We start from the raw sequence: 22129 nt of genomic DNA, 5'->3' as shown, positions 1-22129 counted from the left end.
AGGGCCCCGTTCGACTGAACGGGACCCTTTCTGTTGCTTTTCCTTACGCTTCCGCTTTGCTGAACTGGGTTTCATACAGCTCCTGGTAGGTGCCGCCGGCATGAACCAGGTCCTTATGCGTACCCCGCTCCACGATTTCTCCGTCCCGGACCACCAGGATCTCATCCGCCGCCAGGATCGTGGACAGCCGGTGGGCGATCAGGATGGAGGTACGCTCCTCGATCAGCGGATTGATGGCCGCCTGGATCGCCGCCTCGGAGATGGAATCCAGGGCGGACGTCGCCTCGTCAAAGATCAGCAGGGCCGGATCCTTCAACAGCACCCGGGCAATGGAAATCCGCTGTTTCTCACCGCCGGACAGCTTCAGGCCCCGGTTGCCCACCATGGTATCCAGGCCTTCCGCCTGGTTCCGGATGAAGTCATAGATGTTGGCCTTTTTGCATGCCTCGATCATCTCTTCCTCCGTAGCGTCCGGCTTGGCATAGAGCAGGTTCTCCCGGATAGTGCCGTTGAACAGGTAGGTCTCCTGGGTCACCACACCCACCTCGTCCCGCAGGGAATGCAGGGTATAATCCCGCACGTCCGTGCCGTCAAAGGTGACGCTGCCCTTCACGGGATCCCAGAGCCGGGGAATCAGGTTGACAATGGTGCTCTTTCCGCTGCCGCTGGGGCCGACAATGGCCACGCAGTCCCCGCTGTGCAGGGTGAAGGAAATATCCTTCAGGATCATCCGCTCCCCGTCATAGGTAAAGTCCACATGGTCAAAGACGATCTCGCCCTTCGCGTTCGTCAGTTCCTTCGCCCCGGGTTTGTCGTCAATCTCGGGCTTCATGTCATAGTATTCAAAGATCCGGGTAAACATGGCCATGGAGCGGATCCAGTCCACCTGGATATTCAGCAGGCTGTTCACCGGGCCGTACATGCGGCCGAGCAGCGCCACCAGCACCGTGATGTCACCGACGCTCAGGGTGCTGTCGTGCTTCATGATCAGGATGCCGCCCACCAGGTACAGCAGCATGGGGCCGATGGTGGTCAGGGTGCTGAGCAGCATGAAGAACCAGCGTCCGGCCATCCGCTCCCGGATGTTCAGTTTGATCATCCGCCCGTTGGCTTCCTCATAGCGTTCGTATTCGGATTTTTCCCGGCCGAAGAGCTTCACCAGCAGCTGGCCGCTGACGGAGAGCGTCTCGTTCAGGATGCCGTTGATTTCATCGTTGCAGGCCTGGGCCTCCCCCGCCAGCTTCCACCGGCGTTTGCCGGCCATGCGGGTGGGCAGGGTAAACAGCGGCACCACCGCGATACCCACCAGCGCCAGGATCCAGTTTTTCCGGAACATGGCAATCACCGCCACCACCAGGGTGATGGTGTTGGACAGGATGCTGGTGAAGGTGCCGGTCACCACGCTCTCCACGCCGGAGATATCGCTGGTCATCCGGGTGATGATGTCGCCCTGGTTGGCCGAGGTGAAGAAACGCTGGGACATCTTCTGCAGGTGCCGGTACATCTGGTTCCGCATATCAAAGGAGATATGCTGGGCGATCCAGCTGTTCAGGTAGGTTTCCGCCACGCTGATCAGGTTGGAGGCCAGGTACAGCAGCAGCGTCAGGACGATCAGCCGGATCAGGGCGGAAATCCCCGCGCCGAACCAGCCGCCCAGGTCCTTGCCGGTGAGCACGTCGATGATGTTACCGGTGAGGATGGACGGGAACAGGCTGCAGACCGAGGACACCACAATGCATACCAGTACCAGCAGCAGCTGTTTCCAGTAGGGCTTCAGGTAGGAGAAAACCCTGGCAATCAGCTCCTTGGTAATCTTCGGGCTGTTCTTTTTTTCTTCTTCTGTGAGGTAACTGCCCCTCCGGGGGCCGCCGGGACCTGCCATATGGATCCCCTCCCTTTCCGTTCCATTATATGCGGCCGCCGGCGGCGGAGCAAGAATTTGTACCATCCGGGTCTGTCTTTTTTTGTTTCCGGAATTCTGGTATAATCGGCAAAGATATTAACTTTACATTTTTCCGCGGGAAGGGGACTGGCGGATGGACATCTGGAACAAGAGCAGGGAACCCAAGGAAAGCGTTTCCTACATGGTGGAGAAGATCACCCACATCTGCCGGAAGATCGGCAGGCGTTCTCCGGGCAGCGCCGGTGAGCAGGCGGCGGCGGAATACTTTGCCGGCGTCCTGGAAAAGAAATGCGGCTGTGCGGAGGTGAAAACGGAGTCCTTTGAGGTACATCCGGATTCTTTCTATGGATATTTTTACTTTTCCGCCTTCTGCGATATCCTCTGCGGGGTGCTCTTTTTCAGCGAACCCCTCCTGAGCATCCTGTTCGGCCTGCTGGGCGTGCTGCTGTTCATCTACCACTTTGTGCTTTACCGCAAGCCGCTGGATCCCTTGTTTCCCAAAAAGCAGGGCACCAACGTCACCGCCGTGCGCCCCTGCAGCGGCGAAGTGAAACAGCGCATTTTCCTGAACGGCCATACGGACGCGGCCTGGGAATTCCCCATCAACTACCGTTTCGGCGGCATTGCCTTTGAAATCCCGGGCATCGCGGCCACCGTCGGCGTGTTCTGTTATATGATCCTGTCCTTCCTGTCCCTGTGCGGCGTGGACGTGTATACCGCGGGACTTCGGTGCCTGGTTTTCATCCCCTTCTTCCTGCTGCTGACCATTACCTATAACCCGCTGCGGGTTGTGGACGGCGCCAACGACAACCTGACCGGCTGCCTGATGGGCGTGACCCTCCTGAAGGAAATGGAAGAGCAGGGCATCCGGCTGGAAAATACCGAGATCGGCGTCATCCTGACCGGATCGGAGGAAGCCGGCCTGCGGGGTGCCAAGGCCTGGTGCGAAGCGCATAAGGATGATTACCGGGACGTGCCCACCTGTGTGATTTCCTATGACTCCATCTATAACCCGGACTGGCTCATGGTCAACCGCCGGGACCTGAACAACACCGTGGACTCGGATGAAGACCTGTGCGACTACTTCCTGCTGGCGGCAGAAGACGCCGGCGTTCCCTGCCGGGACGGCAAGGTGCCGCTCTTCGGCGGCGCCACGGACAGCGCGGCCTTCACCCAGGGCGGTTTCCGGTCTATCGGCATCACCGGCCTCAGCCACAGGCTGGAACGGTTCTATCATACCCGGCTGGATACACCGGAAAACCTGAGCCCCGGCGCGCTGGAAAACTGCTACCGTGCTACCGCGGAGTTTGTTTATGCGGCAGACCGGGACCTGATCCTGGTTCCGAAGGAGCCGGAAGAACCAGTGGTGGAACTGGCGGAAGAAGCGGATCTGCCGGAAGAAATCCCGGAGGAAGCCTTCACTGAAGAGGCAGAAGAAGAACTGCCGGAAACCGAAGAGGAAATCCTGCCGGAAGAAAACACAGAAGAATAAAAAAAGACGGGCTCCGTTCCCCCAGGACGGAGCCCTTTATATAAACAGCGGCTTGTGATGATGGAGAGGTCTGTCAATTCTCTGATTCTCGAGGAAGAAAAAGGTAGTTCCCCCGGGGTCCCGCAATTGTCCGAAGCTCAGGAATCACGCGTTCGATGCACAGCACCCAGGCGTGTCCGGGCCTGGTAAAGGAAACAGAAAGCTCTCCGGTCACAGAATCGCGCCGGATATGAAAGGAATAGCTGTCAAATCGGTTCCCCTGTTTTTTGATCATCACAAGCCGGTGTTTTCTCATCTTTTTTTACCTCCCTACTTATTAGACGATAAAAACAGGCATTTTGATTCATGGTTTTGTAAAAAAAGTGTAAATTCTTTGTAAATTGTCCGAATTTTTGGATGCAATCTGCTTTTTTGCATGAATTTTTAATCTGATTCTCCTTTTTTTCACATCGATTGCGTGATACACTTTTCCAGTATCATAGGAATGATTTATCCATCAGGGGGATATTGATCGTATGGGGAACAACAATCAGGGCTGGAACTGGAACTGGAATTGGAACTGGGAATGGGACAAACATTCCGGTGAACACCAGAAGTCCTATAAAAAGCAAAACCGCCGCCATCGGAAAATCTGGCCGGCGATTATTATGTTCTGCCTGTTCGGCCGTCCGCTCATCCGCGTGGCCGCCAGCGTCTTCCGTTCCCTGGCCCGTGGTTTCAGCTCCGGCATCTCTGCGCTTTTCTCCGTTTTCACTTCCGCTTTCCGGGCCACTTCCGGCACAGCGATCCTCGGCGGGCTGGTTGTCGGGGTGATCATCGGCCTGTATGTGTACAGGCATAAGTTTGGCCGCAGGCAGGATACCGCGGATGAAGAGGAAGAGATCACAAAAGAAAAAGAACCGGAACAGATCGATTCTGTCCCGATTCCCATGACCCTGGGCAATACGCCCTCCTCTTCGGACGAGGAGTTCGTACCCCAGGTCTACAATACCTTCGGAAACTGATTACTGATCCAAAAATTGAAGAAGCTCCGGCAGGCGCTTTTCCGCCTCCCGCCTTCCCAGGCGATAGACCCGGTCGAGTTCGGCCGGGTTCTTTTCTGTATGGCCGATCCGCAGCGCCTCCGGCGGACGGATCACAAAGGAACTTCCTTCCCTTTCCCGGCGGCTGATTTCCTCCATCTGCCGGTTATACATTTCATGCCGGACAGCCATGGCCTCAATGATCCGGGGATACCGGCGCAGGAATAGCTTCATCACGGCCAGGCCGGAAGCCGGCTTTTTCCGGTAGCCTTCCGGCTGGGTAAGGACAATCACATTCCGGTCATACCCCATCTCTTCCATCCAGGCATAGGGCACGGCGTCCGTAATTCCGCCATCCAGGTAAAAGCGGCCGTCAATTTCCACCGGCCGGGAAACCACGGGCATGGAAGCGGAAGCCCGCAGCCACCGGAAATCCAGGTCGCTGCCATCCCTGCAAAGATGATATACACACGCTCCGGTCTCCACGTCCGTGGCTCCGGCAAAGAACTCCATGGGATTTTCCGCAAAAGCTTTCCGGTCAAAGACATCCAGTTCATCCGGAAGCTCCCGGTAGCAGAAATCCGCTCCGTACAGATCTCCCGTGCGGATCAGGGAACGGATACTGCAGTAACGGGGATCCGAGCAGTATTTTTTGTTATACCGGAGAGGGCGGCCGATCTGGCCGGACTTGAAGTTGCAGCCGAAAGCAGCCCCGGCGGATATTCCGGCAGCTCCGTCAAACCGGATTCCCTGCTCCATCAGCACATCCAGCACGCCGCAGGTGAACAATCCCCGCATGGCGCCGCCTTCCAGCACCAGGCCTTTTTTCATGCGCATTCTCCTCCCTTTCTCCACATAGTATACCAGAACCGGCGGCTTTGTCCGGTTTCTTTGGTGTATAATATGAAAATCAAAAACACCGGCCCGTTGGCCTCTTTTTCCTGACATGTCGTCTAATCAGTGTTGAAAGGAGGGAGCGCATTGGATCAGGATCAGCGCAAAGAATGGCTGAACAGCCTCGTCACCCGCTGGGAGAAACCGCTGCTTCGGCTCTGCTTTGCTTTTCTGTGTGATACCGCGCTGGCGGAAGACGCCGTACAGGAAACATTTTTTAAAGCCTGGAAGGGCGGTGACCGATTCCGTGCGGACTCGTCGGAAAAAACCTGGCTCACGCGCATAGCCATCAACACCTGCAAGGACCTGCTGAAAAGCGCCTGGGTACGGAATACGGACCGGTCCGTGACCCCTGACCTGCTGCCGGAAGGCTCTGTCCCCTTCGATGCGCGGGACGACACCGTTACGCGTGCGGTACTCGCCCTTCCGCCCAAGCTGAAGGAAGTGACGCTCCTGCACTGGTATCAGGGCATGACGCTGGATGAGATCGTCCGGGTGCTGAGAATCCCCCGTTCAACCGTCAATTATCGATTGAAAAAAGCAAAAGCGATGCTGAAGGACAAACTGGAGGACTGGTACTATGAAGACGAATAAGGAAACGCTCCGTTCCGCAATGGACAGGCGCCTATCCTTTCTGGACGAGCTTCCCTCCTGCCGTGCTGCGCTGCTCAGCCGCATCGCACAGGAGGAGGCACCTGTTATGAAGAAAAAACTCTCTGTTGGTTTGGTATTCGCAATTGTCCTGGTTTTACTCACCGTGGCTGCCCTGGCGGCCGGCCTGCTGGTCTCTCCCCGGGCGTCCGCTTCCCGTACGGCCGATGCTGCCCTCAAGGAACAGTTCGGCATTACGGAAGAGATGCAGACCTTCTTTTCCCGTGAGGAAGAACCCCTCGAGGACGGCAGCTTCCGCGTCACCTACACCGGCGTTTACGGCCTGGACTACGTGCTGGGCACCTACACCGCGCTGGTTAAGGACGGCAAGGCGGAAATCACCTGGAGCCGTGAAGGCGCTGACGTTTCCGGCGGCTATGAAGCCGACGCCTGGGGCGCTGAACAGCTGAAGCAGATGATGACCGACGCCGCCAAAGATAACAAATTATCCTACACACAGAAGGCTGCGGCCATTGCCGAAAAGCACACCGGCCAGGAATATGACATCCCTTCCGAAACACCGGAAGCCGTTCCGGATGATCTCCCCGAGGATCACGAGCTCACCCAGGATGATATAGACCGGCTGAACCAGCGGGAGGGTGAAAAGACTTCCGCACTCGAAGCCCGAAAGCTCTCCGAGGATGAGATGATTGCCATCGGCCGGGAGTTCATCATCTCCAGTTACGGCCTGAACGAAGAGCAGATTTCCCGTCTGGAGCTGTACACCAACCGCGGCCCGACCATGGAACTGCTGGCCCTCATCGGAATCACTGAAGTTCCTGAACAGAACCCCAACGAATGGTATGAAACCATCAACGGCGCTCCCTGCTTCGAGGTGGAATACCTGCTGTACAGCGAAGGCGATGACACCCAGCGCACCGAGAAAGACGGCTATTACATTGTCTACGTCAACGTGGAAACCGGCGCCGTCGAGCAGTTTGAGTACAACTCCGCCCTGGGCGGCTGGGGCTGATCCGGCAATACCCCCATAAAGAAGAAGCTCACCCCGCGGTGAGCTTCTTTTCTTTATGTCATGATCAGCCGAGGCGTTCCTCCAGGTCCCGGAACCGCTCCAGCACACTGTCGATCCCGTCTTCGGACAGGACACCCCGCTTCAGGCCTGTGGGCAGTTTTCCCGCGGCGTCCGCGTCAAAATCCGCCTTCCATTCCCGGCTGGTATAGTACTTTTCCAGTTCTGTCAGTTCATCCCGGACAGCGTCCCAGGCGTCCAGGGCGTCTTCCATCTGTTTCGCCGCGGCTTCCGCCCGGTCCAGGATCCGCTCATAATAGGTAATCCTGTCCAGCCTCTTCATCTTTCTCCGCCCCTCATTGTGTTTTCCCCATTATAGCACAAAGCGCAGGGGTTTCGCCCTGCGCTTTGGATTTCTGTACAATTATTTCCATTCCGGAACAGCATTGTACAGTTCTTCCCATCTGCGATCATATTCTTTCATTACTGTCCCGTCTTCCGGCAGATTCCAGCCTCTGTATTCTTGTTCTCTTTTTTCCTTCTCGAAGGCATAATACGCTTCCATCTCCGCGGAAGCAGCGGGAATCGGATCCCCCTTCTTCCAGAGCGTCACACAGTCATGTCCCGGTTTTCCCTGCCGAATTTCAGCCAGATCCTGTATATTGATGATTCCCTGCCGGGTTTCAATTGATGCAAAACGGTATTTCCGGAAATTCACAGGATTCCGGTTGGCGCTGCCCCATGTCTCCGCGGGAGCTACCGTAAAATAGAGATACAGTACATTTCCATCCGCTTCCCTGCGTTTTTCACAGCAGGTGGAATCATATTTTACTCCCCTGATGCCGTAGTCCTCCACAGTCACGTCGATCCCTCCGTCCGCCAGGCAGACGAAATCCAGCGTGTACAGGCTGTTATCCACCGGTACTGAAGACCAGACCCACAGAGAACCATACACAGACGCGCCGCCAATCAGGATCGCCAGGCTGATCACTGCCGGAAGCACAATCTGCAGAATCCTGCGTCTGCGTTTCTGCCGGCGGGCTTTTTTCAACGCGTCCACAATGGTTTTCTGTTCTTTCTCATATTCAGCACGGGTTTCTCCGGGCATCTCCGCCTTCATTTCCTCATACTGCTTCCTGCATTTTCCGCAGGAATCCATATGTTCTTCCACCAGCGCCCGACTTTCATCGCTGGCGACCCGGTCCAGCACCAGGGGCATTAGGTCACGGACCACATTGCATTCATTCTTTTTCATGTTGATTCTCCTTCATTGCTTCCTGCAGCATGCACCGGGCCCGGTAGTAGGTCACCCGGGACCAGGCCTCGCTCTTTTTGAACAGCTCCGCAATCTGCGGATGGGACAGATCACAGAAAGTGCGCAGGGTAAACACCTCGCGGTAAGGCTCCTCCAGGCTGTGCAGGTACCGGTGGGCGATCATCGCCTGGTCCTTGTGCACCAGGTTTTCCGCGAAATCATCCGGCGAGGGCACTTCCTCCGGCAGGGGATCCACCGGTTTCCGTTTGCGAAGGGTATCGATATACAGATGCCTCGCGATGCTGCACAACCAGGTATTCACGCTGCTTCTTCCATCAAAACGGTCAATGTTTTTCACCGCCTGGTAGAAGGTTTCCTGCGTCAGTTCCTCCGCCAGCTCCCTGCTGCCGCTCAGGCGCGTCAGGTAGGCGGTCACCGTCCCGCTGTAGCGGACATAGATCTCTTCCAGATCAGCCGTGGCGAACCCCTCCCTTCCGCAGTTTTGAAAGCGGCTTTCATCCTGTTAGTCGCAGCACCGGATCAACCGTTACAAACTTTTTCAAAAATTTTCAGTTCATCATATCACATTTTCCGAACAGACAACGGAAAAAAAATTTTGTCTTCAAGGTTTCTTTAAGGTTCCCGTGCAGAATATGAGGTGCCGGGAGAAACCACCCGGCCAAAAACCCGAAGAAAACAGCAATCAATGAACGGAGGTATATGATCATGAAGAAGACACTTGCACTGCTGATGGCCCTTGCCCTGGTCATCAGTGCCATCGCCCTCCCGGCGCTGGCGGAAAACAATACCGTGGACCAGACCACATCCGCAACTATGCAGACCGCCCGGGGCGGACGAGGCGGAAAAGGACAGATGCCCGGACAGAATAACCGGAACAGCCAGATGCCCCAGATGCCAAACCAGAACGGACAGAATGCCCAGCCCCCGCAGATGCCTGATCAGAGCGGCCAGAATGGCCAGCAGCAGATTCCTGACCAGAACAACCAGCAACAGCTGCCCGGTAAGATCGGCCGGAAAGGATTCCGCGGCGAAAATACTGCAGCCCGGACCGAGAAGCTTGAGCAGTGGCTGACCCAGCTGGTGACCGACGGCGTCATCACCCAGGAAGTTGCCGATGCGATCCTGACCCATGTGAAGGAACAGCTCACACAAGCCCAGACCGGCACCGCCGCACCCGCGGAAAGCGCCGAAGCCCCCGCAGAGGCCGCTCCGGAAGGCAATCCGGAAGAGCAGCTGCTGAAAGAAATGCTGGACAGCGGCGTGATTACCCAGGAGCAATACGACCAGTATGCCGCCCGCTTCTCCATGCCTGAAGCACCTGAAGCAGGAGCTGCCGGAACCTGATCCATTCCTTTCACCGGACTCCCGGATTATCCGGGAGTCCCTTGTTGCCGTTTCAGGCATGGCTGTGATATCATCGAAGCACGGAGGAAATAAAATATGCGCGTTTTGCTGGTAGAGGATGACCGGAAGCTATCCGCGGCGGTCTGCAAGCTGCTGGAGAAGGAGCGGATCACCGTTGATCCGGTCTATAACGGAACCGACGGCCTGGACTGGGCTCTGGGCGGCGGCTATGACGCCGTCATCCTGGACGTCATGCTCCCGGGCATAGACGGTTTTTCCGTGCTGCGCGAAATGCGGAAGGAAAAGATTGCCACCCCCGTGCTGATGCTGACCGCCCGTGCCGCGCTGGAAGACCGGCTGACCGGCCTGGACAGCGGCGCGGACTACTATCTGCCCAAACCCTTTGAATCCGCAGAGCTGGTCAGCTGCCTGCGGGCCATCACCCGCCGGGGAGACAGCACACCGGTGATGAACCTGTGTTTCGGGGATATTGAGCTGGAGCAGAAAAGCGCAAAGCTCCGTAACACGGAAAACGCGCAGGAAGTCCGGCTCGGTGCGAAAGAATACCAGCTCATGGAAATCCTCCTCCGGAATCCGGCACAGATCCTGACAAAGGAAACCCTTTTCGAAAGGGTCTGGGGCCTGGAAAGCGACGCTGAATACAACACGCTGGAAGTATATATTTCCTTCCTGCGGAAAAAAATGGGCTTCATTGGTTCCCGGATGAAGATACGGGCTGCCCGGGGACTGGGTTACACCCTGGAGGAGGAAGCATGATCAGACGACTGCGCCGGCGCATGACCCTGATGGTGGTCGCTGTGCTGATCCTGGTCTCCGCCGGTATCGTGCTGGCCATTCACCTGGCCAATGAACACAGTATCGCCGCCCAGGCGGAAGCGACGCTCTCCATGCTGGCGGAAAACAGCGGTTCCCGTCCGGCGGACACCGGACGGCGGGAAGATATGCCCGCAATGAAGCCGGATGAGAACGACCCGGGCCGCGGCGCACGGATGAACCGGGGCAAAAAAGACTTCCGGGGTGAGCCGCCCGCCCTCCGCAGCGGTACCGAAGCCGATGCCGCCGGGCTGAGCAATTCCTATACCATTTCCCTGAGCGCAGACGGATCCGTCGCCTCCTGGACTTCGGACCGGACGGATCTGTATTCCGACGAGCAGGTATCCGTCATGGCGGAAAGCATCCTGGCGGAAGGAAAAGAAAGCGGCCGGATCGGCACCCAATTCTACCGGAAAACAGAACAGAACGGACAGACTATGCTGGTCGTACTGGACGCACGGCTGGATTACCTGTCCGCCTCCAACGTGCTCCGTTCAACCATCCTGATCGCGGCGGCAGCCTGCGTCCTGCTTTCCTTGCTGGCTGCACTGCTGATCCGGCGGATGGTACAGCCGGTGGAGGAAGCCTTCACCCGGCAGAAACAGTTTGTCTCCGACGCCAGCCATGAACTGAAAACGCCACTGGCCGTCATCTCTGCCAACGCCGAGGTACTGGAACAGGAGATCGGGGAAAATGAAAACCTGGGATATATCCGTTCTGAGATCCAGCGCACGGACGCCCTGGTCAACAACCTGCTGACCCTGGCCCGACTGGACCGGAAGGAAGGGACAGCAGAGATGAAGCCCTTCGATCTCTGCCATGCGGTGCTGAACGTGGTACTGCCTTTCGAAAGCACGGTCTATGAAGCCGGCAAAACGCTGGAAACGGATATTCCGGAGGGTATTGAATGCACCGGAAACGAGGAAATGATCCAGCAGCTGACCGTGATTCTGCTTTCCAACGCCCTGAAGTATTCCAACGAAGGCGGACGGATTGAAGTAAGCCTGAAAGCCAGGGGAAAGCTGCGGGAACTGCGGGTGTTTAACACAGGCGATCCCATTGCCCCGGAGGATCAGGAAAAGATCTTTGACCGCTTCTGGCGGGCGGATCCCGCTCACGGCAGGGAGACCGGCAGCCACGGACTGGGGCTTGCCATCGCCCGGAACATTGTGGAAACGCACAAGGGCCGGATCAGCGTGGAAAGCAGCGAAGGAAAAGGAACAGCGTTCAGCGTGATATTGAACGCTTAACAGATATAATGAAAGCCCCGCATCAACCAACGATGCGGGGCTTGATTTTACTGTTCAATATAGTACTGTGCCTGGGCGTCCCAGAGTTCCCGGTATTTGCCCGCCGGGTTCTCCAGCAATTCCGCGTGGGTTCCCTGCTGGACGATCCGGCCTTTGTCAAACACGGTAATCTCATCACAGAACTGGCAGGAGGAAAGCCGGTGGCTGATATATACGGCCGTCCGGTCTTCCACCATGCCGCTGAAGCCGGCGTAGACCTGGGCTTCGGCAATGGGATCCAGGGCGGCGGTGGGCTCATCCAGCACGATAACCGGAGACCCTTTGTACAGTGCCCGGGCCAGCGCGATTTTCTGCGCCTCGCCGCCGGAGATTTCCACGCCCTTTTCCGACAGATCCCGGTAGAGACAGGTCTCCAGGCCGTCCGGCATTTCCCGGTACCGGTCGTACAAAGCTGCTTTCCGGATACATTCCTCCGCCTTTGCCGCGTCATAGTTTTCACCGGCCGCGATGTTTTCTCCCAGGGAGAAGGCGAAGAGTTTAAAATCCTGGAAGACGAAGGAAAACAGCTTCATATAGTCATCATAGTCGTATTCCCGGATGTCCCTGCCGTCCAGCAGGATCTGTCCTTCCGTCGGATCATAGAGGCGGCAGAGCAGCTTCACAAAGGTGGTCTTGCCCGCGCCGTTTGCCCCCACCAGGGCCTGCTTCCGGCCCGCGCGCAGGGTGAAGTTCACATTTTGCAGCACGTCCGTCTCACTGCCGGGATACCGGAAGGAAACATTCCGGAACTCAATGGTATGCTCCGTTCCGCTGACCGGCAGGCTTCCCTGCTGTTTGGCGTCCGGAAGATCCAGGTACTCAAACAGCTTCTCCAGGTGTCCGGTATAAACCCGGTTTTCGGAAAGAATGAAGAACAGGTCGCTGAAACTCTTCACCAGCTGCATCAGGGCACCCACATACAGCACCACGCTGCCAACCGCGAAGGCTCCCAGGCCGGCCTTGGCAGCGACATACAGATAGCACAGCGCGTTGCAGATCCCCCGGATCAGTTCCATTCCGCCTTCGCAGGCGCTCATTCTTCCGGTTTCCCTGTTGTTCAGGTTCATCTCATTCATCTTCCGCATTTCCCGGTCCGCAATCCGGTCCTGGCGGTACAGCCGGACGTCCTTTGCCCGGGCGGTTTCCGCGTACAGGGCGTGGCCGTAGAACATGAATGCCCGGTTGAACCAGACGGTGCCATCGGTCCAGCGTTTAAAGAATTCATCCTCCTTCTTCCGGAGGCGTGAATTGACCAGGCCGGACAGGATCATGAGCCCCGCGGCGGCGATAATCCAGAGCCGGGAATCCAGCAGGGTATTCCCTGTTCCGGCAGTAAAGAGGGAGGCGGTCAGCGCCACGGAAGCCGCAATGCCAACAATCACCTTCACCAGGGACGGGGTATCCCAGACCAGCTGGCCCAGCCCGTTGCCGAACATGAACAGGTTTTCCTGCACTTTCTGCCGCTGCTTCTGGATCTCCTGGTCCTCCAGGTCCGCGTAGCGCATGTTCATCTGCTTATCGGAAAAGATCTTTGTAAAGGAGTTCCACATTTTGGATTCCTTCTCGCTGACGACCCGGCTCATGGCATTCCGGATCAGGGAGAAGGCAAAGTTGATGCCCACCGCCAGCAGCACCAGCAGGATCAGGGTACCGGTATCCCGGTTTCCCTCGATTTCATTGATAATCCTGGCCGAGAACCAGACGGTCACCAGCGGCGCCAGGGCTTCCAGTACCGCGATAATTACCTTGCCCCGGATCAGCCCGGGACAGTATTTCCCCAGCATCCGGTATCCCCGGCGGGTAATGGCGATCCGATTCTTAAGCTTCATCGTGATCCACCTCCCCTTCCGGGTTCTCACGGTAGTATTTGGCCTGTGTCTCGAAAAGCTCATAGTACCTGCCCTTTTTCGCGAGCAGTTCCTCATGGGTTCCCTCTTCCGCGATCTGCCCGTGATCGATCAGCACGATACGGTGGCAGAAGCGGGTGGAGGCCAGGCGGTGGGATATGAAGATCGTGGTCTTCCCCTGCATAACCTCATCATAGGTTTCATACAGCCGGTTTTCAGATACCGGATCCAGCGCCGCCGTCGGTTCATCCAGCACAATCACCGGAGCGTTCCGGTATAAGGCCCGGGCCAGCAGCAGCTTCTGGGTTTCGCCGCCGGACAGGTTGATGCCGTCGTCCCAGAAAGCCCGGTTGTATTTGCTCTTCACGCCTTCGGGCAGGGAGGAAACCTTCTCCCACAGGCCCGCCTGCTTCAGGCAGGTTTCCACCCGTTCGTGATCTACATTCAGCTCTTCCTCCTCCGCCACGATCTCCTCAATCGTGACCGGCAGCAGGGAGTAATCCTGGAATACCGCGCCGAAAAGGCGGTAGTATTCCTCCCGGTTATATTCACGGATATCTGTTCCGTTATAGGTTACCGTGCCTTCCGTGGGCTCTGTCAGGCCGCAGAGCAGCTTCACCAGCGTGGTTTTGCCGGCACCGTTGAGGCCGACCACCGCCAGGTGCTCTCCCGCCTCCAGCGCCAGGCTGAAGTGATGGATCACGTCTTCCCCTTCCGCGTCATAGCGGAAGCTGACGTCCCTCAGTTCAATCCTTTCCGGAGAATCCAGGCTGCCGACCAGCTTTCCTCCCTCCCGCCGGTAGGTTTCCGGGTATTCCAGGTAGGAGCGGAAGCGGTTCATGGCCTGGTTCAGCCGCTGCAGGTCCGTGACCTGGCCCAGCAGGCTGCCCAGCCAGGCGGAGAATCCCGCCACCACATTGAAATACAGCACAAACTCCGCTACGGAGATTTTCCCCTCCAGCGCCAGGTACAGCAGGAAGGCGTAGGTGACGGCCTCCCGGAGGAAACCCAGGGCGCTGTCCGCCGCGGACACGCCAAAGAGCCTGGCCGTATAATTCCGGTACCAGCCCAGCAGGCCTTTCAGGTTTTTATCATAAATGCCGTTCAGCCAGTCCACCATCCGGTAAAGCCGGATATCCTTCGCGGCCCGGAGGTCATCCGACGCTTCCGTAACGTACCGCAGCCGCTGCTCATAACCGGACTTTTCGCTCACCGTTCCCTCGATCCATTTGTTGATCCGCCGGTTCAGGAAAAAGCTGACCAGCGTGGTCAGGCAGAGGAAAAGGATCAGCAGGGGATGCAGGGTAAACAGGATGCCGGCAAACGCCAGGAAGCCCAGCAGGTTGGAAAAGAACAGCACGACGGCGTCATAGGTCTGGGCGTAATAGGAAAAGTTGCCGTTGCAGCTGCCGAAGCTCTCGCTCTGCAGCTTCCGGAAATGCTCGTTCTCCTGGTTCCTGTAATCGGTGGTCAGGCCTTTGCGGGTGATCAGCCGCAGGAAGAAGGTGTTCATTGTGAACTTGTTCCAGTAGATCAGCTGGTCCATGTATTTCTGCAGGCCGCCCAGCAGGGCCAGCGCACCGGTCAGACAGGCTGTGACAAGGAGCAGCTGCCGCAGGGGCTTTCCCTCCGTGATCTGCTCTATGACCACCTTAGGCAAAAAGGCGGTAATCACCGGCACCAGGCAGTTGACCAGGATGACCAGCAGGCAGAAAAACAGCAGCCTGGGACAACCCTGCCTGGTCGACCGGATACAGTAGGCCAGGTTCCGGCGAAATGAGTATTTCTTTTCCTGTTCCATGGGAATCCTTTCCTTGTTATACGGCGGCTGCCTTCCGGGCAGTCTCCATCAGTTCACGCTCAATCTCAATCTCATTGGGATTCGGGTAGGTGCGGGCGGTTTTTTCAAACATTTCCACGACTTTCTGTGCCTTCTCCGGATCCTTTTCCGCCAGCAGGGCATAGGCATACTCCGTGCGAAGCACAGAGGGGAACTTCTTCATGGACTTCATGAACTTCACCTGGTCCTTCGTCCGCAGGCCCTCCAGCACCTCCGGCCGGTTTTCCCGGATCAGTTCCACATAGATCCGGTCGCATACCAGCATTTTCCGGAGCACGCCCGGAATGCCGTTAGGATGGGAAAGCAGGCGCTCCATCAGGGCGTCGGCCTCCTCAAACTTTCCCTGGTCCATCAGGCGGCTGCAGGCAAACGCACCAAGGGAAGAGGTGATTCCGTTCTTCATCCCCTCCTCATCGGGAACAGCGAACCACTCCTCCGGCATATCCCTGAGACAGACGCCTTTGGCTGAAAGCTCATTCATCTTCAGCGTAATCCAGAAAGCCCGGACAGCCTCCGGGTTCCGGGCAAGATCCCATGCGTTGCGGCCGTCATTGTTCGCCAGGCCTGTCCTGATCGGCAGGCCGTTCATCAGCGCGTAAGCAATACCCGTCACCAGCATCAGCAGCAGGAACGGCCGAAAGAGCGATCCGGCCGGGCACAGCAGGGTCAGTCCGCCGCATACCGCCGAAGCAATCAGGTTCATGATGGCCCCGCCATAGTTGTACAGCTGCACGGGCATTTTTCCGTCCTTCAGTTCCGGAGGCGCCATCAGACACTGTCCGCCGGTTCCGGCAACGGACAGCCGTTTGAACCGGATCCGGTCACTGTCCTTCATCCACATAAAACTGGAAACGCGGAAGGAAATAAACCTGTATCCGGTCAGCAGGCCGAACACCAGATGCCCCGCCTCATGGATAATGATCTGCAGGAACAGCGCCACGTACATGGAAACGATCAGCACCAGGATCGTCAGGATCTTCTCCCTGCTCAACGTTCCTGCCGTTTCCGTTTTGTTCAGGAATTTCATAAACAGCACACCGCATATCGCGCCGATCAGCACAAAGCCTACCGGGATCAGGATCTGCCCTATATTTCTTTTCTTCGTTTCTTTCTGATTCTTCATGCATCTTTTCCCTTTGCAGTGAATTGTTCCAATATTGCCTTATCCGGGCAAGTATACCATACATCGCCGGGAATCTGAACCAGCGAAAGAAAAGATTTGCGTAAAAACCGCAAATATGTATTTTCATCTTTTGCGATCTATTCTATAATAACCCCGTCGGCATTCTTTTTGTAAGTGAATACGGAGGTGATTGATTTGAGAAGAACCGTTTTGTTTCTCCCGATCCTGTTGCTGTGCGTGCTCGGAGTGATCCTCTCCTCTTGCGCGGAAAACCGGACGATTCTGCCTCCGGGCGGATATCCTACCGCACTGGATGACGAAGGCGCGGACGCGTATGGCGGCGCCCTGGATCATACGGATTCCCGCTATTACACCATCGTGGATTACTTCTGGCTGGAGCCGGAGGATGACCTGCGGATCCTGCCCCAGTTCCGTACCTACCAGCAGACCACGGAATATACCTGCGGCGCCGCCTCCGCCCTGATGGTCCTGTACCGTTTCGGCGAAGAGACCTATGACGAAATGGCCCTGGCCGAGGCCATGAAGACCGACCCGGAAAAAGGAACCACCGTGGAAGGCATGGCAGAGTTCTTTACAGGCATCGGCTGGGATGTGGATTATCACGCGGACACGGAATACCGCTTTGAGGATATCGAAACCTGGCGGGCTTATCTTGCGGAGAAGCTGGATGCCGGGATCCCGGTCATGGTGGACTGGGAGGACTGGGCCGGCCACTGGCAGGTTATTGTCGGCCTGGACGGCTGCGGCACGGAAGACCCGTATGACGACGTACTGATCCTGGCGGATCCCTATGACATCACCGATCACTGCCAGGACGGATTCTATATCTTCCCCTTCGGCCGTTTCTTTGACATGTGGCGGGAAGGCCCCTGCGCTGCCAAGGACGAGCCCTACGTCCAGCCCTTTGTCGTGGCAAAGCCGGCCGCCTGAAACCTCCTGCCCCGTGTATCCTTCCGCCGGGCTTCCCCGGCGGAGTTTTCTTATATCATAACCGGCATAAAATCTTTTCAATCTTTTTTCCGGAGCCATCCGAAATAATCCGGACATTCTTCCGTCCAATTTAGTGAAAGGGGTGAGCAGCAGATGCAGGGGATCAAGGCGCCTGATCCAAACCTGGAGCAGACATTTACGGAAATGGTCAACACCCACCAGACCGCTTTGCTGCGTATGTGCTACCTGAATCTTCACGATCGGGAGATGGCAGAGGACGCTGTGCAGGAAACATTCATCAAGGCATACAGGGCACTGCCCTTCTTCCGCGGAGCCTGTAATCCAAAAACCTGGCTGATGCGGATCGCCATCAACACCTGCAGGGATATACAGCGGGGTTCCTGGCTGAAGCATATCAGCCGCACGGTCGCGCTGGACCAGCTGGCGGAACCTTCCGAGTACTTTTCGGAAGATGCGGTAGCCGTGAACCTGGAAATCGCCCGCCTGCCTGTGAAGCTCCGGGAAGCCGTGCTGCTTTACTATTATCAGAACATGAAGATTGAAGAGGTCGCCGATGTCCTGGGAATCGGAATCTCTTCAGCCTCAGAACGATTGAAAAGAGCAAAGGAGAAGCTGCGTACCGCGCTGAAGGAGGTGTATTTCAATGAGTGAGCAGAGAGATAAAGCTTTCGTGCAGCATGCCATTGATACCGGCCTTGAATCCATGCAGGGCAATCCCTTCCTGGCGCAGCGGATCATGAACCAGGAAAGGACGGAACAACCGGTTATGAAAAAGAAAATATCCCTCGCGTTTATCCTCGCGATGGTCCTGCTGGTGGCCTGCATTGCCACTGCAGTGGCGGGAGCCATCAATGAAGACTTTAATGCCTGGCTGTATCAGGTCTGGCCGGAAGCGGCACTGAAGCTGATGCCTGTCAATATGACCTGTGAGAACCAGGGCATCCGGATGGAGCTAATCAGCGCCGCAGCCGAAGATACCGACGTATACATGATTTTCTCCATGCAGGACCTGGAAGGCGACCGACTCAGGGAAGACACAGAATTCAACCTGAACTGCGAATGCTATATCCCCAGCCTGGACAACTCGGAAAGATACAGTCTGGACGCATTGTATCCGTGGGGCGAAGGATTACACACAATTCAATCGTACAGCTACGAAAATCTGGATTACAACGCAGAAGACAAAAAGCTGATCTGTGGTGCTTCCACCACCTTTTATGCCGGCAAGATTCCCACAGTCAGCGGAATCACCACCCAGATTTTCCAGATCATCAACCAGTCCACTTCCCGGATCGACCTGATCCCCTATTATCAGCAATATGGCAGTCAGGTCACAACCACAACCGTGCCCCAAAATGCGCAGGTCATGCTTACCTACGATTGTGAAGACTATCCTTCATACCCGGAGGTGGTTCCTGACCTCTATTCCGGTCCCATTCCTGATGCCATGCATGTACTCGACTGGAACAACAGCCTGGAGATCCCGCTGGCGGATACGGTTTACCTGTCCGGTATCGGCATGGTAGACGGTCTCCTGCACGTCCAGCTCCACTATATCAATCACCAGCCAATTACCGTTGGTGATTTCCAGGAAGTCATGGATCTCGAGCATTATCATCTCGATTCTGATTCTTATTCCTATTATCCTGATGCCATACGTCTCTGGATGCACGATAAAGATGAAGGCCATATTCAGGAAGAATACCGGCCGGAAATCGGCCAGATCGGCACCCTGGGATGGGGATCCCAGCCCGAAAGCCCCTATACCCCGGAATGGGTTGAAATGATTTTCACCTTCGACCCTGAAACGGCGGATTGGCCGGAGTTTTACGCCGAAATAAAGGATATCCATCCGATCAACGGCTATTGGGAAATCGATATTCCCGTACGGCTGGTCCGGAACGCCCAGTAAAAAAAGTCTCAGCCCGGCGCTGAACACCAGCGCCGGGCTGTTTTTTATACTTATGTCATGTCGTCAGAACCGTATGTCAGTCCCCGTCGGGCCCGCACTCATTCTTTGCGCTGCCGTCCCTGTAAGTCTGCTCATACGGATCGGGCCATTCTCCCTCTTCGGGATCCGGAGGAATCACGTCCGTATATTCCTTCGCCAGCTGATCTCTCTTCAGTTCACTCACGGTCAACAGCCTCCTTTCCTCTATGAATGCTCCGGCGGTTTCGCCGTCCTGACACATACTTTTTTTCTCTCTGGAATCAGTATACCACATTTCTGGCAAACCGTCTCTGTTAATGATATAATTTCTGTTAACCAATGACCGCGGAACAATATGAAGGAGACCGTACGACAGATGGAAAAGGGACGCATCCTCTTTTTAAACGGCGTGACCAGCTCGGGGAAAACCTCCATCGTGGAAGCGCTGCAGGCCCGGAAGGACGTATTCTTCTACGTTGTGGCCAACGACCTGTTCCAGGAAATGATCGGGGAAGACTATCTCCGGGAGAATTACTGGAAGTATCTCGGCGAAGTGATCATCATGATGTATCATACGGCGAAGCTGTTTTCAGACATGGGCAAGAACGTGCTGATTGACGGCATCCTGGTGGAGCGGGAAGGCGTCGCGCCGCATTATGAGCGGCTGCTCAGCATCCTGAAAGACAATCCGCTGGATGTGGTGGAAGTGTACTGCCCGCCGGAAATCTGCCGGGAACGCAACATTGCCCGGGGAGACCGGTATGAATCCCAGTCTGACGAGCAGGCAGCGCTGATGGCACCGGATATCCGCTACAGCCTGCGTGTGGATACCAGCATCCATTCACCTGAAGAATGCGCGGAACAGATCATCCGGAACCTGTTCTGAGCAAACCTGCAATCAAAGCCTTGAACGAAAAGAGGACGGTATCATGATCAGGATCCTGTCTGTGGAGAACATGCGGAATAGCGACGCGGCAACCATCGCCGCCGGAACCCCGGGCCGGGAGCTGATGCTCCGGGCCGGCAAGGCCATCTTCGGCAGCGTGAACTGGAAGCCGCCGGTGGCCATCCTCTGCGGCAGCGGCAACAACGCAGGAGACGGATACGTCATCGCGAAGCTGCTGCATGACGCAGAAATCGCCTGTGTCCTGATCCTGCTTTCCGAAAAGTTTTCCGAAGACGGCGCATATTATTACAGCCTGTGCAAAGAAGCCGGCATCCCTTCCCTGACCTGGGACGCTTCCCTGGACCTGTCGGAATACGGCACCATCGTGGACTGCCTTTTCGGTACCGGCTTTCATGGCGAAGTCCGGGGTCCGGCACGGGAAGCCATCGAAGCAGTCAACCGGAGCAGCGCCTGTGTGATCGCGGTGGATATCAACAGCGGGCTGAACGGCGACAGCGGCATGGCGGAAACCTGTGTCCATTCCGATCTGACGGTTTCCGTAGGCAGTTTCCAGCCCGGGCATTTCCTGAACATGGCCAAGGACGTGATGAAGGCCAAAATCAACTGCGATATCGGGATCGAACCTGTGGACCGGACTTACGCGCTGATTGAGTCCTCCGACCTGGCGGAACTTTTCCAACCCCGGAAGAATCATTCCAACAAGGGCACCTACGGCTACAGCGCCCTCATCGGCGGATCCAAACGATACAGCGGCGCCATCCGGCTGGCAGGTATGGCCAATGCCGCCATGCGGGCCGGAGCAGGCGTGGTAAAGCTGGCCGTTCCGGACGTGATCTTTTCCACGGTGGCTCCCGCGGTGCTGGAAAGCACCCTGTTCCCGCTAAGTGATGACGGAAACGAAATCGTCTTCTCGGAAAAAGAAATCGCGGAGCTGGTTTCCAATGTGAAAACCGTCGCCTTCGGCATGGGCATCGGCACCGGGGAAGGCGCCGGACAAACGCTGGAATACCTGCTGGAACACTATGCCGGCCGGCTGATTGTGGACGCGGATGGGCTGAACCTCCTGTCCCGGATGGATAAGGACCGGATCCGGAATGCCGCCTGCGCCCTGATTCTGACGCCGCATATCAAGGAATTTTCCCGGCTGACAGGGCTTTCCACGGAAGAAATCCTGAACAGCCCCATTGCCGCAGCGGAAAAATACGCAAAGGAAAACAAGGTCATCCTGCTGCTGAAAGGCCCCGCCACCGTCATCACGGACGGAGAAACCACATACCTCACGGATACCGGGTGTGCGGGCATGGCCACCGCCGGCAGCGGTGACGTGCTGAGCGGCATCCTGGCCGCCATCCTGGGTTACGCGGCGGATCCCCTCCTCGGCACCGCGGCCGCCGCATGGATCAACGGCAAAGCGGGAGAAGCCGCGCAGAGGAAATACGGGAGCATCAGTATGATTGCCAGTGATACCGTGGAAAGCATCGCAGAAATAATCCAGAGTGTTTCCGCAACGGAATGAAATATTTGCCTTCGGCAAATGTGAAATATCGGCCAAAGGCCGATGTGAAATGCTGACTTCGTCAGCGTGAAATGTTTGTCTTCGACAAACGTGATATTTACTTCATTTCCAGTCTATAAACCAGTTTCATTTCCTTTCATATCTGGGCATTCAGCCCGGATATTTCACATTTGACGAAGTCAAATATTTCACAAATCCGCGTGAGCGGATTTATTTCACTTTGGCCGCAGGCCAATATTTCATTGACTCGCCAGAGTCTTTCCATACTGTCAGTATAAAAAAATTTCTTCTACCAGTATCGCCAGTATCTTCACATTTG

The 22129-nt window shown here is 56.4% G+C and carries 21 protein-coding genes; 12 read left to right on the top strand and 9 right to left on the bottom strand.

The features are described 5' to 3' along the window. Positions 1–43: 43 nt before the first annotated feature. On the bottom strand, positions 44–1882 hold the full coding sequence (locus JRC49_09190; protein ID QTE69981.1) for an ABC transporter ATP-binding protein: 1839 nt from the start codon (positions 1880–1882) through the stop codon (positions 44–46). Positions 1883–2036: 154 nt separating this feature from the next. On the opposite strand from JRC49_09190, the gene JRC49_09185 reads away from it, so the two are divergent. Further along, the gene (locus tag JRC49_09185) at positions 2037–3395 is read left to right on the top strand and encodes a M20/M25/M40 family metallo-hydrolase (GenBank protein QTE69980.1); all 1359 of its coding nucleotides are present in this window, start codon (positions 2037–2039) and stop codon (positions 3393–3395) included. A 515-nt stretch (positions 3396–3910) separates the two neighbouring features. After that, on the top strand, positions 3911–4399 hold the full coding sequence (locus tag JRC49_09180; GenBank protein QTE69979.1) for a hypothetical protein: 489 nt from the start codon (positions 3911–3913) through the stop codon (positions 4397–4399). Here JRC49_09180 and JRC49_09175 read toward each other — a convergent pair whose 3' ends face one another. After that, positions 4400–5248: a patatin family protein gene (locus JRC49_09175; protein ID QTE69978.1), complete on the bottom strand. Its 849-nt coding sequence runs from the start codon at positions 5246–5248 to the stop codon at positions 4400–4402. A gap of 150 nt (positions 5249–5398) precedes the next feature. Between JRC49_09175 and JRC49_09170 the strand changes: the two genes are divergently transcribed. Both JRC49_09170 and JRC49_09165 read left to right on the top strand, forming a co-directional pair. Continuing rightward, positions 5399–5905, top strand: coding sequence for a sigma-70 family RNA polymerase sigma factor (locus JRC49_09170; GenBank protein QTE69977.1), 507 nt, complete (start codon positions 5399–5401; stop codon positions 5903–5905). Further along, positions 5892–6935, top strand: coding sequence for a hypothetical protein (locus tag JRC49_09165; protein QTE69976.1), 1044 nt, complete (start codon positions 5892–5894; stop codon positions 6933–6935). Before JRC49_09170 ends, JRC49_09165 begins: the two co-directional genes overlap by 14 nt. 64 nt (positions 6936–6999) lie before the next feature. Here the strand turns inward: JRC49_09165 and JRC49_09160 are convergent, their stop codons facing one another. The 3 genes from JRC49_09160 to JRC49_09150 form a co-directional block, all read right to left on the bottom strand. Then, the gene (locus tag JRC49_09160) at positions 7000–7275 is read right to left on the bottom strand and encodes a DUF4298 domain-containing protein (protein QTE69975.1); all 276 of its coding nucleotides are present in this window, start codon (positions 7273–7275) and stop codon (positions 7000–7002) included. A gap of 81 nt (positions 7276–7356) precedes the next feature. Continuing rightward, positions 7357–8187 (bottom strand): zf-HC2 domain-containing protein, encoded by an 831-nt coding sequence (locus tag JRC49_09155; GenBank protein QTE69974.1) that lies wholly within the window; start codon positions 8185–8187, stop codon positions 7357–7359. Beyond that, positions 8174–8623, bottom strand: a complete 450-nt coding sequence (locus tag JRC49_09150) for a sigma-70 family RNA polymerase sigma factor (protein QTE69973.1) — start codon at positions 8621–8623, stop codon at positions 8174–8176. The genes JRC49_09155 and JRC49_09150 overlap by 14 nt, the downstream gene beginning before the upstream one ends. Before the next feature lie 290 nt (positions 8624–8913). On the opposite strand from JRC49_09150, the gene JRC49_09145 reads away from it, so the two are divergent. The 3 genes from JRC49_09145 (at position 8914) to JRC49_09135 (ending at position 11636) form a co-directional block, all read left to right on the top strand. After that, a complete protein-coding gene (locus tag JRC49_09145; protein QTE69972.1) occupies positions 8914–9552 on the top strand; it encodes a hypothetical protein in 639 nt (212 codons plus the stop codon). A 96-nt stretch (positions 9553–9648) separates the two neighbouring features. Next, on the top strand, positions 9649–10329 hold the full coding sequence (locus tag JRC49_09140; GenBank protein QTE69971.1) for a response regulator transcription factor: 681 nt from the start codon (positions 9649–9651) through the stop codon (positions 10327–10329). After that, on the top strand, positions 10326–11636 hold the full coding sequence (locus JRC49_09135) for a HAMP domain-containing histidine kinase (protein ID QTE69970.1): 1311 nt from the start codon (positions 10326–10328) through the stop codon (positions 11634–11636). The genes JRC49_09140 and JRC49_09135 overlap by 4 nt, the downstream gene beginning before the upstream one ends. Before the next feature lie 47 nt (positions 11637–11683). On the opposite strand, the gene JRC49_09130 is transcribed toward JRC49_09135, so the two are convergent. The 3 genes from JRC49_09130 to JRC49_09120 are packed head-to-tail and all read right to left on the bottom strand — an operon-like array spanning position 11684 to position 16485. Continuing rightward, positions 11684–13504, bottom strand: a complete 1821-nt coding sequence (locus JRC49_09130; GenBank protein ID QTE69969.1) for an ABC transporter ATP-binding protein — start codon at positions 13502–13504, stop codon at positions 11684–11686. Continuing rightward, complete coding sequence (locus tag JRC49_09125) at positions 13494–15323, bottom strand: ABC transporter ATP-binding protein (GenBank protein QTE69968.1); 1830 nt, start codon at positions 15321–15323, stop codon at positions 13494–13496. Before JRC49_09125 ends, JRC49_09130 begins: the two co-directional genes overlap by 11 nt. A 16-nt stretch (positions 15324–15339) precedes the next feature. Then, a complete protein-coding gene (locus JRC49_09120) occupies positions 15340–16485 on the bottom strand; it encodes a hypothetical protein (protein QTE69967.1) in 1146 nt (381 codons plus the stop codon). 195 nt (positions 16486–16680) lie between these two features. On the opposite strand from JRC49_09120, the gene JRC49_09115 reads away from it, so the two are divergent. From JRC49_09115 to JRC49_09105, 3 genes are all read left to right on the top strand, one after another. Further along, entirely contained in the window at positions 16681–17436 is a 756-nt protein-coding gene (locus tag JRC49_09115; GenBank protein QTE69966.1) for a C39 family peptidase, read from the top strand. Between the two features lie 153 nt (positions 17437–17589). After that, on the top strand, positions 17590–18108 hold the full coding sequence (locus JRC49_09110; GenBank protein QTE69965.1) for a sigma-70 family RNA polymerase sigma factor: 519 nt from the start codon (positions 17590–17592) through the stop codon (positions 18106–18108). Beyond that, positions 18101–19369: a hypothetical protein gene (locus JRC49_09105; protein ID QTE69964.1), complete on the top strand. Its 1269-nt coding sequence runs from the start codon at positions 18101–18103 to the stop codon at positions 19367–19369. The genes JRC49_09110 and JRC49_09105 overlap by 8 nt, the downstream gene beginning before the upstream one ends. A gap of 76 nt (positions 19370–19445) precedes the next feature. Here JRC49_09105 and JRC49_09100 read toward each other — a convergent pair whose 3' ends face one another. After that, positions 19446–19592, bottom strand: coding sequence for a hypothetical protein (locus tag JRC49_09100; GenBank protein ID QTE69963.1), 147 nt, complete (start codon positions 19590–19592; stop codon positions 19446–19448). 171 nt (positions 19593–19763) lie between these two features. On the opposite strand from JRC49_09100, the gene JRC49_09095 reads away from it, so the two are divergent. Both JRC49_09095 and JRC49_09090 read left to right on the top strand, forming a co-directional pair. Beyond that, on the top strand, positions 19764–20273 hold the full coding sequence (locus JRC49_09095; GenBank protein ID QTE69962.1) for an AAA family ATPase: 510 nt from the start codon (positions 19764–19766) through the stop codon (positions 20271–20273). Between the two features lie 43 nt (positions 20274–20316). Next, positions 20317–21810, top strand: a complete 1494-nt coding sequence (locus JRC49_09090; protein ID QTE69961.1) for an NAD(P)H-hydrate dehydratase — start codon at positions 20317–20319, stop codon at positions 21808–21810. Positions 21811–22129 lie beyond the last annotated feature (319 nt).

This window comes from Clostridiales bacterium FE2011 (assembly GCA_017569305.1).
Classification (GTDB): Bacteria; Bacillota; Clostridia; order Christensenellales; family Aristaeellaceae; genus Aristaeella.
Note: the sequence above shows the minus strand (reverse complement) of the source record. Positions and strands in the feature narration are given on the sequence as shown.